Genomic DNA, 17,466 nt, shown 5'->3' with positions numbered 1-17,466 from the left:
TGCGCCGGTCTCCGGCGTCGGCCAATTAGCCATTGGCCGGGATATCTGGATGAGGCTCTATGTGGCGATGAGCTTGGCCAGATGATCCGATGCCTCGGTTCCACTCACTCCAAGATCGCGAACGCTGCTCATGTGATTGGCACCGGAGAGGGCGGTTTGAGAGACTGCCAGCCCTTGCTTTCGCAGATGCTTCGCAAATGCCTCGGCCTGGCTGTGGAACGGCGGCGTTTCCTCGGCTCCAACTGCAATCTCGACCTCTACGGAGGGATCGAAGCGATGTGTCAGCGGCGACAGGCTGGCAGCCTCCTCGTCCGTGATGGCGATCTCGGCGGCAAGGAAGGAGGTCTGCAGAGGCTTCAACTCGTACAAGCCGCCAAGCAGCAGCGCGCCTTTGACGCTTGATGATCGGCCGTCATCGTTGAACAGCATCGTCGCTAGATGGGCGCCGGCGGAGTGCCCGCTGATCGTCAGCCGGCCGCAATTGCCGCCATGCTCGGCGATGTGCTCGAGCACCCAACGCTTGGCCCGGCGCACCTGCTCGACGATAGCGGCCATCCTCACCGAGGGCATCAATGAATAGTCGACGATGATCGCGATCGCACCCGCCCGCGTCACCGTGTCCGCGACATAGGAATAATCGCGCTTGGAGAACATGCGCCAGTAGCCGCCATGGATGAACATGTGCACCGGCAGGCGGTCGCGTTTTCCTTGGGGAAAGAAAATATCGATGGTTTCGGCGGCGTCCGGTCCATAGGCGACCTCGGCGACGCTCTCGATTTTCGCCCGGGTCTCCGCGCTGCGGCGAACGATCTCGGCGACGATATCATCGAACTCCGTAACGTGGTCGCGGATGCGAAATGGATCCCTGGTCACGCCTGTGCCCTCATATCGTCACGGCGATATACTTGGCTTCCAGGAACTCGCTGATACCGTGCTTTTGCCCGCCTTCGCGTCCCAGGCCGCTCTGCTTGACTCCGCCGAAGGGAGCCGCAGGGTCGGACATCAGGCCCCGGTTCAGCGCGATCATACCCGACTCGATCCTTGATGCCACGCGCATGCCCTTGGCCAGATCGCGCGTATAGATGTAGGCCGCCAACCCGTATTCGGTGTCATTGGCGCGTTCAATGATTTCGGCCTCATCGTTGAAGCGCATGATTGGAGCGACGGGACCGAATATTTCCTCGTGCGCCATCTCCGCATCCGGGGCAACGTCGCAAAGAACCGTCGGCGGGTAGAAATAGCCCTTGTCATCCGAGGCTGCGCCTCCGCACAGCACCTTTGCACCGCGACGAACCGCGTCTTTGACGAGCCGGTCGATTTTCTCGATGGCCTTGCGAGTGATCATCGGGCCGCATTCGGTCTCGACGTCCGTGCCGGGGCCTACCTTGAGGGCGGCCATGCGCTTGCGCAGTCCCTCCGCGAACGCATCATGGATACCCCCTTGGACATAAAGCCGGTTGGCGGCGGTGCATGCTTCGCCGGCGTTCCGCATTTTGGCAATCATCGCTCCGTCGAGCGCGGCCTCCAGGTCGGCGTCGTCGAACACGACAAAGGGAGCGTTGCCGCCAAGCTCCATCGAACAGGAGATGACGTGCCTGGCGGCTTCGGCCAGAAGAACGCGCCCAACGCCGGTGGAGCCGGTGAACGAGAGTTTGCGCACTCGCGGGTCGGCCAGCATGGCAGCGGTCAATGGTCCCGGATTGGACGTGGTGAGAACGTTGACGACACCGGGCGGGACGCCGGCGTCCTCATACAGCGCGGCAAGCGCATAGGCAGTCAGCGGCGTTTCGCTGGCGGGCTTCAGGATCACGGTACAACCGGCCGCAAGCGCCGGCGCGATCTTGCGTGTAGCCATGGCAGCTGGAAAATTCCATGGCGTGATCAGCACGCATATGCCTATCGGCTGGTAGTCGACGACGATACGGTTTGCTCCAGAAGGCGCAAGGCCGAACTCGCCGCTGATGCGAACCGCTTCCTCGGCATTCCACCGAAAGAACTCGGCCGCATAAGCGACTTCGCCGCGTGCATCGCGTAGCGCCTTGCCGTTCTCCAGCGAAATCAGCACGGCCAGCGTCTCCGCCCGCTCGGTCATCAGCTCGAAGCAACGTCTCAGTATCTCCGACCGTTTGCGTGGGGCGGTTTCGCGCCAGGCCGCCGCCGCCTTGGCCGCGGCGTCGACGGCGGCCGCGGCGTCAGCGAGCGTAGCATCGGGAACAGCCGCGATGACGGATTCCGTCGATGGATCGACCACCTCGATAACGCGCCCGTCCGATGAGGGCCGCCATTGCCCGCCGATATAGAGCCCGTGTGAGAACGTGGCATATTCGGAGATGTCCTCCTCATCCAAAAGCCCTGGAGAAGCGTTCATGAGGTCTGTCTCCTGTTTCACATCAGAACGGCGGGCATGTCGCCGTCATAGGCCGCTTGCACCAGCCGTCGCATCGCGGCGGCGTCGAAAGGGCGGGGGTTGTTCTTGATCAGGCGGTCGATGCCGAGCGCCTGCTCGGCAGTCCACTCGATCTTGCCGGCAGGTAAGCCCAGCTCGGCCAGCGTGCGTGTGATGCCGATCGCGCCGAAAAGCCGTGAGACCTCTGCGATGGTCGCGGAAGCCCTGTCCTTGAGTTCAATGTCCGCCTGGGGCAGACCGAGCGCGGCGCCAACCTCGGCAAACTCGCTGGCGGCGGCGGGCAAGTTGTAGTTCATCACATAGGGAAGCATGGTCGCCACCCCCAACCCATGCGGCGTGTGGGTGAGCGCGCCAACCGGATATTGCACGGCATGGGCGGCAGCCGTTCCGGCCGTGCCGAAGGCGCAGCCGGCCGCCAAGGCGCCCATCATCACATCGGCGCGTGCATCCTCGTCCGCACCGTCCCGGTAGGCTCTTTCCAGGCTGCGGCCAAGAAGCTTGACGGCCAATAGCGCGAAATGGTCGGTGAGCGCGCTCTTGCCGACAAAGACGTGCTGCTGCGGCAGTTTTGGATCGGTTCCGCGTCTCGCCGCCGTAAAGGCTTCGATGGCGTGCGTCAGGGCATCGGCGCCGGCAATTGCGGTGAGCGCGGGCGGGCAGGTCGCGGTCAGCTCCGGGTCGCACAGCGCGACGGCGGCGATGAGATGGGGACTTGAAATGCCGACCTTCAGCAGGCGCTCCGGATCGGAAATGACGGCTACGGGCGTCACCTCCGAGCCGGTGCCGGCGGTCGTCGGCACGGCAATCAACGGCAGCGTTGGGCCTGGGACCTTGAACTCACCATAATAGTCCTGAAGCCTGCCGCCATGACTGATCAGCAGCGCCGCGCATTTGGCCATGTCGAGGCAACTTCCACCGCCGATCCCGACCACCATGTCGGGTTTGAAATCCTTCGCTTCGGCAACGCAGACCGCGACGCTGTCCCGGGGCACGTCCGGCAGCGTGCGGTCATGGACAAGGATTTCAACCGAGGCATTCCGCAGCGCGGCCATCATCTCGCCGAATATGGCCGTTGCCGCGAAGCGCTCGTCCGTGCAGACGAGCGCGCGCTTGCCATGCCTGGATGCGACGTGCGGCAGCACCTGGCGCTGGCCTTTGCCGAACAGAATCTCACGCGGCAATCGCGCTGCGGCGAACAAGGTCATCGAGTGGGCTCTTCCAATATGGCTCGGCGATCCATCGCTTCCATTTAGGCGTATCCGTTATAAAATCGTATAGGATATAGGATTGAATTGGCCGGAGCATCGTGTTAGTGCTCCTTCCTGTCAAGAGGCAAAAAGATGCAGAACCCCGATGTGAAGCTTGATGACGACGCGCGGCCGACAGGCAGAATCCAGCGCGCGAACAGCCTCGCGGGAGACGTCTACGAGGCGATCTTCCAGCAACTCATGTCGCTCAGGATCGCGCCGGGATCCCGCATAACCGTGGACAATCTCGTCCGGGAACTGGATGTCTCGCATACGCCGATCCGCGAGGCTCTCGGGCGTCTGGAAGGTGAAGGCCTGGTGATCAAGACCCATCTGATCGGCTATCGCGCCGCACCGCAGATCACACGCCGACGTTTTGACGAGCTTTACGAGTTGCGCCTTTTGCTTGAGCCTGCCGCCGCGGCCAAGGCAGTGGCCGGCCTGGACGCTGCCCGGCTGGCGGCCCTGCAAGAGGCGGCGGGGGTCATGACCCGCGGCGAGGGCAGGGACGAGCGCCTTCGCTATTCCAACTTCGCCCGCCAGGATGCGATCTTCCATGACAAGATCATGGAGTTCGCGCAGAACGAGATCATCCGCGAGACGCTGAACCACCAGCACACGCATTTTCACATTTTCCGGCTGATGTACCACTCGCGCGTAACCGAGGAGGCGCTGGACGAGCACGAAGCCATTCTCTCGGCTTTCGCAGCCGGCGATGCGAACGCGGCGCGAAGGGCGATGCGGGTGCACATCGAGAACTCGCGCGACAGGCTCCTGCCTGCGTTCGAATAGGCAGCCGGACGTTCCAGGCGGGTGAAACATGCCCTTTGCTGACATCCACAATCCGATGCCCAAAACCCAAGGCGCCTTGCACTGCCACGCAAACCGAGAGGAAGACCATGCCAGCCAAGAAGATACTGATGCTGACCGGAGAGTTCACCGAGGAGTACGAAATCTTCGTCTATCAGCAGGCGATGGAAGCCGTAGGCCACACCATCCATGTCGTGTGCCCCGACAAGAACGCCGGAGACCGGATCAAGACCTCGCTGCACGACTTTGAAGGCGACCAGACCTATACCGAGAAGCCCGGACACTACGCGCTGATCAACAAGACGTTTTCCGAGGCGGAAAGGCAGATCGACCAGTATGATGCGGTCTACTGCGCCGGCGGCCGCGGGCCGGAATACATCCGCACCGACAAGCGCGTTCAGGCCATGGTCCGCCACTTCCATGAGACCGGGAAGCCGATCTTCACGATCTGCCACGGCGTGCAGATTCTGATAGCGGTGGACGGTGTCGTGCGCGGCAAGAAGGTCGGTGCGCTGGCGGCCTGCGAGCCGGAGGTCACCCTTGCGGGCGGCACCTATATCGACCTCTCGCCCACCGACGCCTATGTAGACGGCACGATGGTTTCGGCCAAAGGATGGACCGCACTTGCCGCCTTCATTCGTGAGTGTCTGAAGGTGCTGGGCACGGAAATCCACCATAACTAGCCACTGCCGACCGCTGCGCTTGAGAAGGCGGGCGACCTGGCACAAATGCAGCGGCGGTCCCGGTTCGTGTCGGACCGCCGCGAGTTTCCCGCGGCCTTTGCCAAGGCCGCGACGTCCTTCGATTTAAGTGCGAAGCGCGCCGTGCTTCGCTTCTGCTACCAGCACACGAAGCCGCCATCCACGATGAGATCGATGCCGGTGACGAAAGACGCGGCTCGACTGGCCAAAAACACCGCCGGGCCTATCATCTCCTCGGGTGCCGCGAGGCGACCCATGGGCGTATCGCGCTCGAAGGTCTTCACCTGCTCGGCGACTTCCAGCCTCCGGTTCATCGGGGTCAGCGTGTATCCGGGGCTGAGCACGTTGAGCCGCAGTCCGCGGTCCGACCATTCCATCGCCAGGCTCTTGGTCATGTGAATGACGGCTGCCTTCGACGAGTTGTAGTGCGCCTGGAGGAGACCGCGGTTGACGATCGAGCCGGACATGGAGGCCACGTTGATGATCGATCCCTTGCGGCGTGGCAGCATCACGCGAGCCTCGGCCTGGCAGGACAAGAACACACCGCCGACATTGATGCGGTAAAGTTCTTCCCACGTGGCCAGCGGCAAGGTCTCGGCCGCGTGCGCGCCGCCTATACCTGCATTGTTGACGGCAACCGTAAGCGCGCCGAGCTCCTTTTCGATACGCTCCACGGCGGCGACAAGATCGGGTTCCGACGTCACCGAGCCGGTTATCGCAAGCGCCTTGCGGCCGAGCGCGGTGATCCTTTGGGCCGTTGCCTCGAGCCCTCCCTTCGAGGCGTGACCGAAGCACGCGACGTCGGCACCGGCCTCCGCAAGGCCGACCGCTACGGCCTGACCGATGCCACTGCCGGCGCCGGTGACCAGCGCGACGTCGCCGTCCAGTTTGAACAGGTCCATTGGGTAATTCCTTCCGAATTCCTTGATCGCAAGGGCGAACATACAGGAGTCTTGGTCTCGGCTGCGGTTTTGTCGCACCCCATCCTTGCTGGTCGCTCAAACGCTGCTGCTGAACATGGCGGCGATCGATCGACACATCGAGCGCGAGCTGCTTCCCTCCATGAGGCGCATCCCGTGCCGCACCAGGCGGCACGGGATATCTTGAACGTGTTTGCTCAAGTCAGACAGGTCGCCCCACCTCGATGACGGCCTTGATCAGACCGGCCTTCTCCTTCGCCCAGATCGCAATGTCGCGTGGGCTGTCCCGCAGCGTCGTGCGGTGGGTGACGAGTTGGTCGATCGGTATTTTGCCGGCATGGATCGAGGCGATGACGTGCTGGAAGTCCGCATGCGTGGCGTTACGACTGCCGATCAGCATCATTTCACGCTTGTGGAACTCCGGATCGGAGAAGGTAATATCGCCTTGTACAACGCTGACCATCACCATCACGCCTGCGTGGGCAACAAAGGCGAAGGCAGGCTCCATGGAACGGCTGTTTCCCGTAGCGTCATAGACGATATCGAAACCCGTTCCGGCCGTTCGCTCGGCTATCGCTTCGGCGGCCGAACCGTCCGATCCGTCGATCACGTCGAATCCCAATTGGCTGCCAGCAAAGGCCAGCCTTTCGGCATCGATGTCCATGACGGTCACATCCTGCTGCGCGATGCGCGCAAAAAGCGCGACACCAAGGCCGATCGGTCCGGCGCCGACGACCAACGTTCGATTGCCCGGACCGGCCATGGATCTGCGAACCGCGTGCGCACCGATGGCCAGAAACTCGACCGTGGCAGCCTCGACCGGCGACAGGCCCGTCGCCGCGATCAAATTCTGCGCCGGCACGAGTATCTGCTCGCTCATGGCACCGTCGCGGTGCACGCCAAGCACTTCTATCGCGACGCAGCAGTTCGGCTTGCCATGGCGACAGGCCGAACATTTTCCGCAGGCGAGATAGGGATTGATCAGGACTTGCTCTCCGACCGATAAGTTCGCGGGTGCGTTGATGGCCGCGATCGTTCCCGAAACCTCGTGGCCCATAATGCGTGGATAGGCGAGGTAGGGATGCCTGCCCTCGAAAATGTGGTAATCCGTCCCGCATATGCCGACATAGGCGACATCGACCAAGGCCCAGCCTTCCGGCGCGCTGCCTGGCGCCTCGTGCTCCTCAAACACCAGTTTGCCCGGCGCGGCGCATCTGACGACTTTGATGGTGGGGCCCATATTTGTGATCTCACCCCTTCGCTAGACGCGACTTCCAACAGTCCTGCAGTGGAAAGTGGTCCGGCGGGCGCCGCCGCCGGACCACTGTTGGTTCACTCGAAGTCCTTGACGTTCTGCAGTGTCACAAGGCCGGCGCCGGTATCCACATTGGCTTCGACCGCCTCCCCGTGGATTGCCTTGACGACAGTGTCGACGCCCAGCTCGCCCATCTTCGCCGGAAATTGTGCAACGCTGGCGTCTTCCGCACCGGACTTGATCGCTTCGATCTCACCGCAGCAGGCGTCGAATCCGACCAGGATGATCTTGTCGTTGGCAATGCCCGCATTGCTTATCGACTTGACGGCGCCGGAGATTGGCGGGCCACAGGCCGAGTAGATCGCCTTGAGATCGGGATTGGCGGTCAGGATGTCCTCGGTCACCGACGTGCCGAGCTCGAGCGTGCAATTGGTTGCGCCCTTGCCGACAACATCGACCTTGATGTCGCCGAGGCCCTCCATCATGCCGGTGACCCGATCGTCCAGAGCCGGCACTCCGGGAACACCTTGCAGGATGCCGATCTTGTCGCCACTCTTCAGCACGGTCTTCAGATACTCTCCGGCGATCTTGCCGCCGTTGAGATTGTTGGTCGAGACCAGAGCCGTCTGGCCTTTCCAGTTGGGAATGCTGTTGTCGACGAGAACCACCTTGATGCCGGCGGCAACCGCCTTGTCGAGCGCCGGCGCGACGGTCGGATCGACCGGAGTGATCGCCAGGCCCTTGACGCCTTGGGTGATCATGGACTCGATCAGCGCGATCTGGCCCTCGATGTCGGTGGCGGCCTGGCCCTGGCCGGTGACCAGCTCGATTTCGGGATGAGCGGCCGCGTATTTCTTGGCGGCATCCTCCATGGTCGAATAGAACGGCACGGGGAATTTGGTGATCAGGCCGACCTTGATCTTGTCGGCGGCCGAAGCCGGCATCGCGAATGTAACGGCGATGGCCAGCCCGGCGAGCAGTTTCAGGTTCATTGGCATTCCATTCCTCCCTTGCAATTGAGGCGTCTTCCGGCGGAAGTCGCTTCAGGCATTTGCGGACCGGAACGATCCCCAAATCTCGAACGGATCAGGCTCCAACGATCATGGAAACCAGCTCCTGTTTGTTTTCCCCGGTCGGGACAAGCTCGCCGACCTTGCGGCCCTGGCGCAGCACCACGGCGCGATCGGCAAGCTCGACGACATGCTCCATATTGTGGGTGATCAGGATGACGGCATTGCCTTGGTCGCGCAGGGCGGCGACCAGGTTGAGCACCTGCCGCGATTCACGCAGGCCAAGCGCGGCGGTCGGCTCGTCCAGGATCACGACCTTGCGGGCAAACACGGTCGACCGGGCCACGGCGATGGCCTGTCTTTGACCGCCCGACATCATGGCGACGACGGCGTCCAAGCGCGGCAATGTCACCTTGAGGTTTGCCAGCAGAACACGGGTCTCGGCGTCCATCCTGCGTTGCTGGAGAAATCGCAAGCCGCGAGGAAGCCATTGCGGGCGAGCCAGCTCGCGACCGGCAAAGAAATTCTGTCCCGGCGTCAGATTGTCGAACAACGCCAGATCCTGGTAGACGGTCTCGATGCCGGCGAAGCGCGCATCCGCAGGGGAGCGTATCTGGGTTGGCGCACCGTCCAGGGCAATTTCGCCGGCATCGAGTTGGTGCACGCCGCTGATGCATTTGGTCAGCGTCGATTTGCCCGCGCCATTGTCGCCGAGCAGGCCGACGATCTCACCTCGCCGCACCTCGATGCTGACATCGTCCAGGGCCAGAACCGAACCGAACCGCTTGGTGGCACCGCGTACGGCGAGCACGGGTTGGTCGGCGGTGGCGGCACGATCGGCGTTGGCCGCAACGGCGCTCATGGCTGCCTCCCGGCCTGCATGACGCGCACCCGCCCTTCGAGATAGTTGCGCAGCACGTCGGACTCGACGGCGATGACGATGACCACGCCGATGACGATGAGCTGGAAAAAGACATTGACGTTGAGCAGGTTGAGCGCGTTGCGGATGACGCCGATCATGATGGCGCCGATCAAGGCGTGCCCGAGATGGCCGCGGCCGCCAAGAAAACTGGCGCCGCCGATGATCACCGCGGCAATCGTATCCAGTTCAAGCAGATTGCCGAACAAGGGGGAACCGGCGTCGGTGCGGCCGGCGAGTATGACCGCGCCGATGCCGGCGCACAGCCCCGAGATCACATAGACCGAAACCAGGACCCAGGACACGGGAATGCCCATGCGCAGGGCGGCGTCGGGTCGACCGCCGACGGCATAGATCCACCGTCCCCAGACCATGGTCTTGGCCATGACCAGAAGGACCGCGGCAACGCCCGCGACGACAAAGACCGATCCGGGCAGACCCCAGACCGCATCGCGGCCGAGCGCATCTATCGAATCCGGCATCCCAGGTATGGCGCGCCCATCGGCCAGCTGGAGCGCCAAGCCCTTGGCGATGCTCAATGTTGCCAGCGTGATGATGAAAGGATGCGGCAGCCGACCGAAGACGTAGAAGAGCCCGTTGATGGCGCCTACCGCCGCGCCGCAGCCAACCATCACCGCGATCACCGCGAATGCGGGCGCGCCGGCATGAAAGGCGAGGGCGCCGACGACGGAGGCCAGTGCAAGGTTCGATCCGACGGAAAGATCGATGCCGCGTGTCAGGATGACCAGATGCTGGCCCATCGCCACAACCGAGATCACGGCGGTTTGGGCGAGGATGTTGCCGAGGTTGCGCCCTGTCAGGAAATAGGGCGACAGAAAACCGAGGACGACGATCAGCAGGGCCAGGATGAGGACCGGACCAGCGCTCAGCAAGGTCAGGCCAAGTGCAAGGCCGGGAACGGCGTCTTGCTTCTTGGGCGCCGGCAATGCGGTCTCGCCGACGGCGGTGCCGGTATTTCCCGTTTCAGACAATATTTCTCTCCCCGCCGAGGCTGATTGCGCCGCGTCGTCAAAAACTCAGATCGTGCTAGCTCCTCTTCTTATCGATAAAAAACAACGAGACTGATCGGGTCAAGTTGTTTTTTATGGATAAAGTTCATGCTAAAAAGAACAAGCTAATGTTTCGGGGAAGTCCGATGAAAACCGACACTGTCTACAAGAAGGCGTTCAACCGCGTCGCCAGTATGCTGCATGATGGGCAACTGGTCGGGGAGCTTCCGTCCGAGAACGAGTTGAAACGGCGAATGGGCGTCAGCCGCACGACCGTCCGAAAGGTTCTACAGGAACTTGTTCGTCGCAAACTTATCGCTGAGCGCAACGGCATCCGGATTGCGGAGCGCGTGGTCGACGAAAATGATTATTATCCCGACGCCGAAACCACGCCGCGCGCCAAGCATGTCGAGCAGCAATTCATGGAGTGGATGCTGCGGGGCGACACCAGACCCGGCACGAGCATAAACGAGCTTGAGCTTGCGCGGCAGTTCGGTGTTGCGACCAACGGAATCCGCGAGTTCCTGATCCGCTTCAGCCGGTTTGGGCTGATCGAGAAAAGGCCGAATACCGGTTGGCTTTTCAAAGGCTTCACGGAGGATTTCGCGCTTGAGCTGTTCGAGATCAGGGTGATGTTCGAATTGCGCTCGGCGCATCTGTTTTCACAGCAGCCTGAGAATTCCCCGCTGTGGACCAAGCTCGCCGCGCTCAAGATCGCACATGTCGACCTGCTGAAGCGGATCGAAAGCCGCTTTCACGATTTCTCCGGCCTCGACAACCGGTTTCACCGGCTCATAAACGAGGCATCGCCAAACCGCTTCATCGACGGTTTCTACGACATCATCAGCTTCATTTTCCACTATCACTACCAATGGAACAAGCAGGACGAAAAGCAGCGCAACAAGGCAGCGCTCCTTGAACACATCACCTATATCGACGCGCTCGAAAGCCGAAACCCCGCCCGGGTTGCAAAGGCCTGCCGAGCGCATCTCGCTTCAGCAAGGGCAACCCTGATGCGTTCGCTGATAGCGCTTGAAGAATGATCGAAACCGCGCAGGCTCTGGCTATCGGCTCCCTCATCTGCTGTTGGCTGTCGCGGAGACCAATCGCGGTCATTCGCGAGATGGGCTCGCCGTTGCGATTGCCGTTCGCTGGCGAGCAAGATCTTCACCAATCATTTCCGCCGGAATCAGCGCAAACGCCGGGGATTGGCTAAAGCCCTCAACCTCGTCATTCCACGGGCGGAGCAGCCGCGAAGCGGCGTCGCGGAGACCCTGGAATCCATTCCGCGACCTGAGCCGTGGAATGCAACGACGCAGAATTCTGCACCGCAGCAGCGCTCTGAGGTCACGGAATGGATCCTTGGGTCTGCGCGCGTCGCTTCGCTCCTTGCTCCGCCCGTGGATGACGATGACGATGCGCTTTTCGGCCAATCTCCAACGCATGCCAACCGCCCACGCAAACACAAATTTCTGTGTCGAGGAACTCACCGGCCGCAAGCAGGAAACGGGAACTTTTGTTCCGCTGGCGATTTTGGCTATGCTGCAGATCCGAATTGCCGGAAGGTCGCTGCCATGACGAAATATTTTGCAATCGCCGCGCTCGTGCTTGCCGCGGCAGCCACGATGGCCGGCCCGGCTTCGGCCGGCAAATGGCATCGTCGCGCAACCGAGCAGGAGCGTTATGTTCCAGCCAGTGACGACATCATCGAGACGCTGTTCGGCGGTCCGCGCTACTACGACCGGCAGATGCCCACCACGTCGGCGGGCGCCTGCGCGTATCACCGCGTCGGGCCGGATGCGGATGCGGTCAACGACATCAACGACCACTATTGCGGGAAGTAAATCGCTGACCTTGAGAGTGAGTCAGCCCTTCAAACAGGGGCTGATCCGCTCTCGGAGACCCTTGGATAAGGCAACGCAGGATCAGGCTGCGGCCGCCTGCGTGTAATCCATTCGCTCGAGATCGGCGATGAGGCCGGGTCCCGTCGGCTGCCAGCCGAGATGCGCGCGCGTCCATTCGCTCGACGCCGGCATGTCGAGGCCGGCGAACATGGCAAGCCATCCGAAATGGTCGGCAACCTCTTCCTGCGAGAGCGAGACCACCGGCACGTTGAGACCGGCGCCGATTACTTCCGCGATCTCGCGCACCGGGATGCCTTCCTCCGCGACGGCGTTGTAGCGCACGCCGGCTTCCTGCTTGTCCAGCGCCAGCTGGTAGAGCTTCGCGACATCCAGCACATGCGCCGCCGACCACCGGTTGCGGCCTTCGCCAAGATAGGCCGACACGCCCTTGGCGCGCGTCTGCGCGATCAGCGGTGTGATCAGGCCCTGCTTCACCGTGTCATGCACCTGCGGCAACCGCACCACCGAAACCTTGGCGCCCTTCTCGGCCATCGCCGCGCCGGTAAGCTCCGACAGGATGCGCGGATTGGGATGGTCGGTGTTGAACACGTCTTCTCTCGCCGGCTGTCCGTGCTCGGCGGAACCCATGCCCACACCGGACGTGATGATCAGCAACCGGTCCGAGCCGGCCAGCGCGCCGCCCAGCGCTTCGATGACGCGCTTGTCCTTCTCGCAATTGGCCACGAAATTCGAGAAATTGTGATCGAAGGCGGTGTGGATCACCGCATCCGATTTCGCCGCGCCGTCGCGCAGGCTGTCGAGGTCTTCGAGGTCGCCGCGATGGGGCTCGGCGCCCGCGGCGACAAGCGACCGCGCGCCTGCATCGGAGCGGGTCAGGCCGAGCACCTGATGGCCGGCGGCAAGAAGTTCGGGCACAATCCTGGAACCGATGAAGCCGGTCGCGCCGGTGAGGAATACACGCATGGGAGGGTCTCCTGTGGTTGTTCGGAGGCCTTATTTGCGCTATAACTCATTCTGTTAAAGTAGTGACTTTATTATGGTATAACAGCCAACAGGATCGCAATGCCCGTCGAGACGACCAACAAGCTTGGCACCTTTCTTCGCGATCGCCGCATGCGCCTCGATCCCACCGCCTTCGGCTTCGCCACGGGGCGGCGGCGCACGCAAGGGCTGCGCCGCGAAGAGGTGGCGCAGCGCGCCAATATCAGCCCGACCTGGTACACCTGGCTGGAGCAAGGGCGGGGCGGCGCGCCGTCCGCGGACGTGCTCAACCGCATCGCCACCGGCCTGATGCTGACCGAGCCCGAACGCGAGCATTTGTTCATGCTGGGTCTCGGGCGGCCTCCGGAAGTTCGCTACAAAAGCGTGGACAGCGTGACGCCGCGCCTCCAGCGCGTCCTCGACGCCTTGGACCCCAGCCCGGCGATCATCAAGACCGCGACCTGGGACGTGGTTGCCTGGAATCGTGCCGCGGCGGCAATGCTGACCGACTATTCCAAGCTGCCGCGCGAGCAGCGCAACATCCTGCGCCTGATGTTCGGCAATCCGCGCGTGCGCCATGCGCAGGACGACTGGCAGAGCGTCGCCCGTTTCGTGGTCGGATCCTTCAGGGCCGACGCCGTCCGCGCCGGAGCCGACGCGGAGGTCACGGAACTCGTCGAGGAGCTTTCCAGGACCAGCCCCGAGTTCGCGGCACTGTGGCGCGACAATGACGTCGTGCCGGCGCACGGCGAAGGCGTGAAGCGTCTGCGGCATCCCGAAATCGGGCTTATCGAGCTGGAGTTCTCGGTCTTTGCTGTTGACGGTCGACCCGAGCTCGGCATGATCGTCTACAATCCGGTCGCGCAGTCGGATGCGGAACGTATCCGATCCGTGATCGAATCCCGCGCTGGCCAATGAAGCGACCATCCGTGTCGCAACGTGCCAAGCATCTGAGGCCGCAAGGAGGTGTTTCATGAGCTTCGGTCTAAAATGGTCTCCGTCCGAGAAGAAAGTCGCTCGCGCCGCCTTCGATGCAGCGCTGGAGGCCGCGCTCGGCAAGATAATGGCCGAATTCAAAAAGAAGGCCAGCGATGCGACGACGCCGGCCGACATGTGGGAGGTCGAAGACTATCTGCGGCAGCAGCGGCGAGAGATCGACCAGATGTTCGACTATCGCTATTCACAGCTTATCCTCGGTTTCGCCGTTCTCATACGGGAAGGGTACTTGGACGAGAACCTGCTTGCCGGTTTGTCCGAAGACAAGCGGGAGGAGATACGCAGATTCCTTGCCTGGCACGCGAGGGCGTAGGTCGTGTCCCCGCGCAGCATCGCTGCTCGGCTGCGGTCGAGCGACTTATCGCTTGGCTCAACTGCCTTCACGGGCTTTCGAAGCGTCAGCTTGACCGTCGCCGGCCTGATCGCTTCGGGGCGGCGTCAACGCCGCTCGGTTTGCCTGATGTGGTCGATGAAGGCGCGCAGTTTGGGCAGAACCTGATGCCTTTCCGGATAATAGAGGAAAACGCCCGGCGTGGTCATCGCGAAACGGCCGAGCAGCGCCTGGAGTCGCCCGTCGGCGATCGGCGCTTCGGCGATCGGGCCTGGCACCTGCGCCAGCCCGACACCCTGGATCGCCGCGCCGAGCAGCGACGGATAATCGTGCGCGATGAGCGGTCCCGACACGATTGCCTCGACGGCCTTGTTGCCGTCGACGAAGGACCAGGGCGCGACCGAACCATTCGAGCGGCGCAGGCGCAAGCAGGCATGGTCGCGCAGGTCCTCGATGCGCTCGGGCGCCCCGCGCCGGCGCAGATAATCCGAGCTGCCGACGACCGCCATCGGAAAGGAGGGCGTCAGGCGGACCGCGACCATGTCGGGCGCGATCAAGTCGCCCATCCGGATGCCGGCGTCGAATCCTTCAGCGGCGAGATCGGCAAGCTCGCCGCTGGCGACGATCTCCAGCTCGATCTCAGGATAGGCCTGGCAGAAGGAGGCGACCATCGGCTCCAGCAGCATCGGCACCACGGCCGGCGGTACCGAGAGGCGCAAGAGCCCCGCCGGCCGCTGGCCCATCCCGCGCGCGATCTCGCTCGCGGCGATCAGTTCCTCGAAGGCGGGCCGGGCGCGCGCGAAAAAGCGCTCGCCGGCTTCGGTAAGGCCGACGCTGCGCGTCGTGCGGATGAAGAGCGCGGCGCCGATGCGCGCCTCAAGCGCTCGTATCGCCTGGCTGATCGCTGACGGCGTGACGGCGAGCTCGGCCGCCGCCTTGCGGAAATTGCGGTGCCTTGCGACGCTCAGGAATGCTTCGACGCCGTCGAGCGCGCCATGCCTGACTGTGAAGTTCTGCTTCATGACCCATCGACATTATCGTGGATAGTAGTTCGCGGAAAGCGGCCTTATTTCATCCATGACGTTGGAAGCCTGAAGGGAAATGGCAATGACCGATGAACTCGATCGCGTGCGCGACCACTATCGCGCGACCGGCTTGACCGATCGATTGAAGAACGCGCTGGCGGTGTTTGGACCTGAGCAACAGCGGCTGAAGCCCGAACAACTGGCGACGCTCGACCAGTTCCATACCCGCGGGCTGGCCGCGACGGCGGAGCTCGCCAATCTGGCCGCCATCTCCGCCGACATGTCCGTGCTCGACATCGGATCGGGCGTCGGCGGGCCGGCCAGGTTTCTTGCCGAGACCTATAGCTGCGCGGTGACCGGAGTCGACCTAAGCGAACCCTTCGTCGAGGCCGCGCGTTACCTGACCACGCGCACCGGCCAAGACGACAAAGTGTCGTTCGAAGCCGGCAGCGCGCTGGCGCTGCCTTTCGAAGACAGCCGTTTCGATGCCGCGCTCCTGCAGCATGTGGCGATGAACATCGCCGACCGGCCGCTGCTCTACCGCGAGATAAGGCGCGTTTTGAAGCCGGGCGGAAAATTCGCGACATTCGACGTCGTGCTGAATGGTGGCGATCCGCTCTATCCGGTGCCGTGGGCGAAGACGCCGGGCGAAAGCTTCCTGCTGACGGCCGAGGCGACGTGCGAGGCGATCGAAGCCGCTGGCTTCGGCACGCTCGTCCGCCGCGACGACACGGCTGCCGCCAAGGCCTGGTTCGCCGAGCTCCGTGCCTCCGGCCCGCCGCCTTCGCTCAATCTCGGCGTCGTCTTGGGACAGGGTTTCGCCGACTTCGCCACCAATCTCGGGCGCAATCTCATGGAGGGACGGCTGGGCATTCTGACGGCAGTGTTCGAGGCTGTTCCAGTCAAGGCTTGATAGGAGGCGAAGATGTCACCTGCGATGATCTTCAACATCCATCTCGTGCTCGGTTACGTGCCGTGGCTGCTTTGCTTCGCCGCCTATATCTGGCCAAGGCTGAGATCGATGGAGCCGATAGAGGCGCAGCGCGCCATCGCAACGCTGCACAGCTTCCGCTTCTTCGGGCTCGTCTTCCTCATCCCGGGCGTTGTCGGCCCCGACCTTGCTCCTGCCTTCGCAAGCTTCGCCGCCTATGGCGACTTCGCGACCGGCCTGCTCGCCATGCTGGCGCTGATCGCGGTGGGGAGGCCTGTGATCTTCTGGCCGCTGGTCGTGTCCTTTAACCTCGTAGGCGTGGTGGACATCGTCGTCGACTACTATCACGGCGTCGTGCTCGACCTTCCGGGGCAGGCCGGACAGTTGGGCGCGGCTTACGCGATCCCGATCCTCTACGTGCCGCTGCTGATGATCACGCATGTCGCGGCGTTCTATCTGCTGGCGCGTTCCAGGCGCCATCAGCCGGCAACGGCCTAATACATAGGGTTTGCCATGTGCTTCGGCGCCGGCCATTCGTTCGTGATCTCGGGCTGCACCGGCCGCTCGAGATAGGTCGAGAGCACGACATAGCTGCGCGTCGAGGTGACGCCGGGCGTGTCGTAGAGACGGGCCAGCAGGCCTTCCAGCGCGCGCGTGTCCTCGGTGCGCACCTTGAGCAGCATGCAGGTGTCGCCGGCGACCGTGTGGATCTCCTCGACCTCCGGATATTTGGAGACCGCCATCAGCTCCGGCGTCTTGCCCCAGCCCCTTGTGTCGATATGCACGAAGGCAAGCAGCGGCTTCTTCACCGCCCTCGGATCGATGATCGCCGATGTGGCGCGGATGGCGCCGCTGCGCTTCAGCCGCTTGACCCGCTCATGCGCCGCCGGCGCCGACAGGCCGACGCGCTCACCGAGCTCGGCATAGCTGATGGTCGCGTCCTCGACCAGGACGCCTAATATCTTTCGGTCGATCGGGTCGACCTCGCGGGCCGGATGCTTGTTCCGCTGAATGTCATCTGTTTCTGCGTCCATATGGAAATTCTCCATTGATGCGGA

General features: G+C 62.9%; 20 protein-coding genes. 9 read left to right on the top strand and 11 right to left on the bottom strand.

Annotated elements, in window-relative coordinates:
• Positions 1 to 57: 57 nt before the first annotated feature.
• The 3 genes from FJ419_RS18590 to FJ419_RS18580 are packed head-to-tail and all read right to left on the bottom strand — an operon-like array spanning position 58 to position 3,612.
• Entirely contained in the window at positions 58 to 873 is an 816-nt protein-coding gene (locus FJ419_RS18590; RefSeq protein ID WP_140696486.1) for an alpha/beta hydrolase, read from the bottom strand.
• A 10-nt stretch (positions 874 to 883) separates the two neighbouring features.
• Positions 884 to 2,368 carry an NAD-dependent succinate-semialdehyde dehydrogenase gene (locus tag FJ419_RS18585; protein ID WP_140696779.1) on the bottom strand — a complete coding sequence of 495 codons (1,485 nt, stop codon included), beginning with the start codon at positions 2,366 to 2,368 and terminating at the stop codon, positions 884 to 886.
• Positions 2,369 to 2,385: 17 nt separating this feature from the next.
• On the bottom strand, positions 2,386 to 3,612 hold the full coding sequence (locus FJ419_RS18580; protein WP_140696483.1) for an iron-containing alcohol dehydrogenase: 1,227 nt from the start codon (positions 3,610 to 3,612) through the stop codon (positions 2,386 to 2,388).
• Between the two features lie 135 nt (positions 3,613 to 3,747).
• Here FJ419_RS18580 and FJ419_RS18575 point away from each other — a divergent pair, with 135 nt between their 5' ends.
• Positions 3,748 to 4,446, top strand: coding sequence for a GntR family transcriptional regulator (locus FJ419_RS18575; protein ID WP_140696480.1), 699 nt, complete (start codon positions 3,748 to 3,750; stop codon positions 4,444 to 4,446).
• 107 nt (positions 4,447 to 4,553) lie between these two features.
• Positions 4,554 to 5,147, top strand: coding sequence for a DJ-1/PfpI family protein (locus FJ419_RS18570; protein ID WP_095768830.1), 594 nt, complete (start codon positions 4,554 to 4,556; stop codon positions 5,145 to 5,147).
• Between the two features lie 155 nt (positions 5,148 to 5,302).
• On the opposite strand, the gene FJ419_RS18565 is transcribed toward FJ419_RS18570, so the two are convergent.
• The 5 genes from FJ419_RS18565 to FJ419_RS18545 all read right to left on the bottom strand — a co-directional run bounded on the left by FJ419_RS18565 (position 5,303) and on the right by FJ419_RS18545 (position 10,261).
• On the bottom strand, positions 5,303 to 6,067 hold the full coding sequence (locus FJ419_RS18565; protein WP_140696477.1) for an SDR family oxidoreductase: 765 nt from the start codon (positions 6,065 to 6,067) through the stop codon (positions 5,303 to 5,305).
• 220 nt (positions 6,068 to 6,287) lie between these two features.
• The gene (locus FJ419_RS18560) at positions 6,288 to 7,313 is read right to left on the bottom strand and encodes a zinc-binding alcohol dehydrogenase family protein (RefSeq protein WP_140696776.1); all 1,026 of its coding nucleotides are present in this window, start codon (positions 7,311 to 7,313) and stop codon (positions 6,288 to 6,290) included.
• Positions 7,314 to 7,417: 104 nt separating this feature from the next.
• On the bottom strand, positions 7,418 to 8,332 hold the full coding sequence (locus FJ419_RS18555) for a sugar ABC transporter substrate-binding protein (RefSeq protein WP_140696474.1): 915 nt from the start codon (positions 8,330 to 8,332) through the stop codon (positions 7,418 to 7,420).
• 94 nt (positions 8,333 to 8,426) lie between these two features.
• The gene (locus FJ419_RS18550; protein WP_140696472.1) at positions 8,427 to 9,212 is read right to left on the bottom strand and encodes an ATP-binding cassette domain-containing protein; all 786 of its coding nucleotides are present in this window, start codon (positions 9,210 to 9,212) and stop codon (positions 8,427 to 8,429) included.
• A complete protein-coding gene (locus FJ419_RS18545; RefSeq protein WP_246679242.1) occupies positions 9,209 to 10,261 on the bottom strand; it encodes an ABC transporter permease in 1,053 nt (350 codons plus the stop codon). Before FJ419_RS18545 ends, FJ419_RS18550 begins: the two co-directional genes overlap by 4 nt.
• A gap of 164 nt (positions 10,262 to 10,425) precedes the next feature.
• On the opposite strand from FJ419_RS18545, the gene FJ419_RS18540 reads away from it, so the two are divergent.
• The 3 genes from FJ419_RS18540 (at position 10,426) to FJ419_RS18535 (ending at position 12,123) form a co-directional block, all read left to right on the top strand.
• A complete protein-coding gene (locus FJ419_RS18540) occupies positions 10,426 to 11,322 on the top strand; it encodes a GntR family transcriptional regulator (protein WP_140696770.1) in 897 nt (298 codons plus the stop codon).
• 319 nt (positions 11,323 to 11,641) lie between these two features.
• On the top strand, positions 11,642 to 11,857 hold the full coding sequence (locus tag FJ419_RS30815) for a hypothetical protein (protein ID WP_181170747.1): 216 nt from the start codon (positions 11,642 to 11,644) through the stop codon (positions 11,855 to 11,857).
• The gene (locus FJ419_RS18535) at positions 11,854 to 12,123 is read left to right on the top strand and encodes a hypothetical protein (protein WP_246679241.1); all 270 of its coding nucleotides are present in this window, start codon (positions 11,854 to 11,856) and stop codon (positions 12,121 to 12,123) included. The genes FJ419_RS30815 and FJ419_RS18535 overlap by 4 nt, the downstream gene beginning before the upstream one ends.
• A gap of 81 nt (positions 12,124 to 12,204) precedes the next feature.
• On the opposite strand, the gene FJ419_RS18530 is transcribed toward FJ419_RS18535, so the two are convergent.
• Positions 12,205 to 13,107: an SDR family oxidoreductase gene (locus FJ419_RS18530; protein WP_140696469.1), complete on the bottom strand. Its 903-nt coding sequence runs from the start codon at positions 13,105 to 13,107 to the stop codon at positions 12,205 to 12,207.
• A 99-nt stretch (positions 13,108 to 13,206) separates the two neighbouring features.
• Here FJ419_RS18530 and FJ419_RS18525 point away from each other — a divergent pair, with 99 nt between their 5' ends.
• Complete coding sequence (locus FJ419_RS18525) at positions 13,207 to 14,043, top strand: helix-turn-helix transcriptional regulator (protein WP_140696466.1); 837 nt, start codon at positions 13,207 to 13,209, stop codon at positions 14,041 to 14,043.
• A gap of 55 nt (positions 14,044 to 14,098) precedes the next feature.
• Positions 14,099 to 14,434 (top strand): hypothetical protein, encoded by a 336-nt coding sequence (locus FJ419_RS18520; RefSeq protein ID WP_140696463.1) that lies wholly within the window; start codon positions 14,099 to 14,101, stop codon positions 14,432 to 14,434.
• A gap of 125 nt (positions 14,435 to 14,559) precedes the next feature.
• Here FJ419_RS18520 and FJ419_RS18515 read toward each other — a convergent pair whose 3' ends face one another.
• Positions 14,560 to 15,474 (bottom strand): LysR family transcriptional regulator, encoded by a 915-nt coding sequence (locus FJ419_RS18515; RefSeq protein ID WP_140696460.1) that lies wholly within the window; start codon positions 15,472 to 15,474, stop codon positions 14,560 to 14,562.
• Positions 15,475 to 15,559: 85 nt separating this feature from the next.
• Between FJ419_RS18515 and FJ419_RS18510 the strand changes: the two genes are divergently transcribed.
• Together FJ419_RS18510 and FJ419_RS18505 are read left to right on the top strand one after the other, a co-directional pair.
• Positions 15,560 to 16,390 carry a class I SAM-dependent methyltransferase gene (locus FJ419_RS18510; RefSeq protein ID WP_140696457.1) on the top strand — a complete coding sequence of 277 codons (831 nt, stop codon included), beginning with the start codon at positions 15,560 to 15,562 and terminating at the stop codon, positions 16,388 to 16,390.
• Positions 16,391 to 16,402: 12 nt separating this feature from the next.
• Positions 16,403 to 16,906: a hypothetical protein gene (locus FJ419_RS18505; protein WP_140696454.1), complete on the top strand. Its 504-nt coding sequence runs from the start codon at positions 16,403 to 16,405 to the stop codon at positions 16,904 to 16,906.
• On the opposite strand, the gene FJ419_RS18500 is transcribed toward FJ419_RS18505, so the two are convergent.
• On the bottom strand, positions 16,903 to 17,442 hold the full coding sequence (locus tag FJ419_RS18500; protein WP_140696451.1) for an Lrp/AsnC family transcriptional regulator: 540 nt from the start codon (positions 17,440 to 17,442) through the stop codon (positions 16,903 to 16,905). The genes FJ419_RS18505 and FJ419_RS18500 overlap by 4 nt on opposite strands.
• Positions 17,443 to 17,466 lie beyond the last annotated feature (24 nt).

This window comes from Mesorhizobium sp. B2-6-2, assembly GCF_006440615.1.
Classification (GTDB): domain Bacteria; phylum Pseudomonadota; class Alphaproteobacteria; order Rhizobiales; family Rhizobiaceae; genus Mesorhizobium.
Note: the sequence above shows the minus strand (reverse complement) of the source record. Positions and strands in the feature narration are given on the sequence as shown.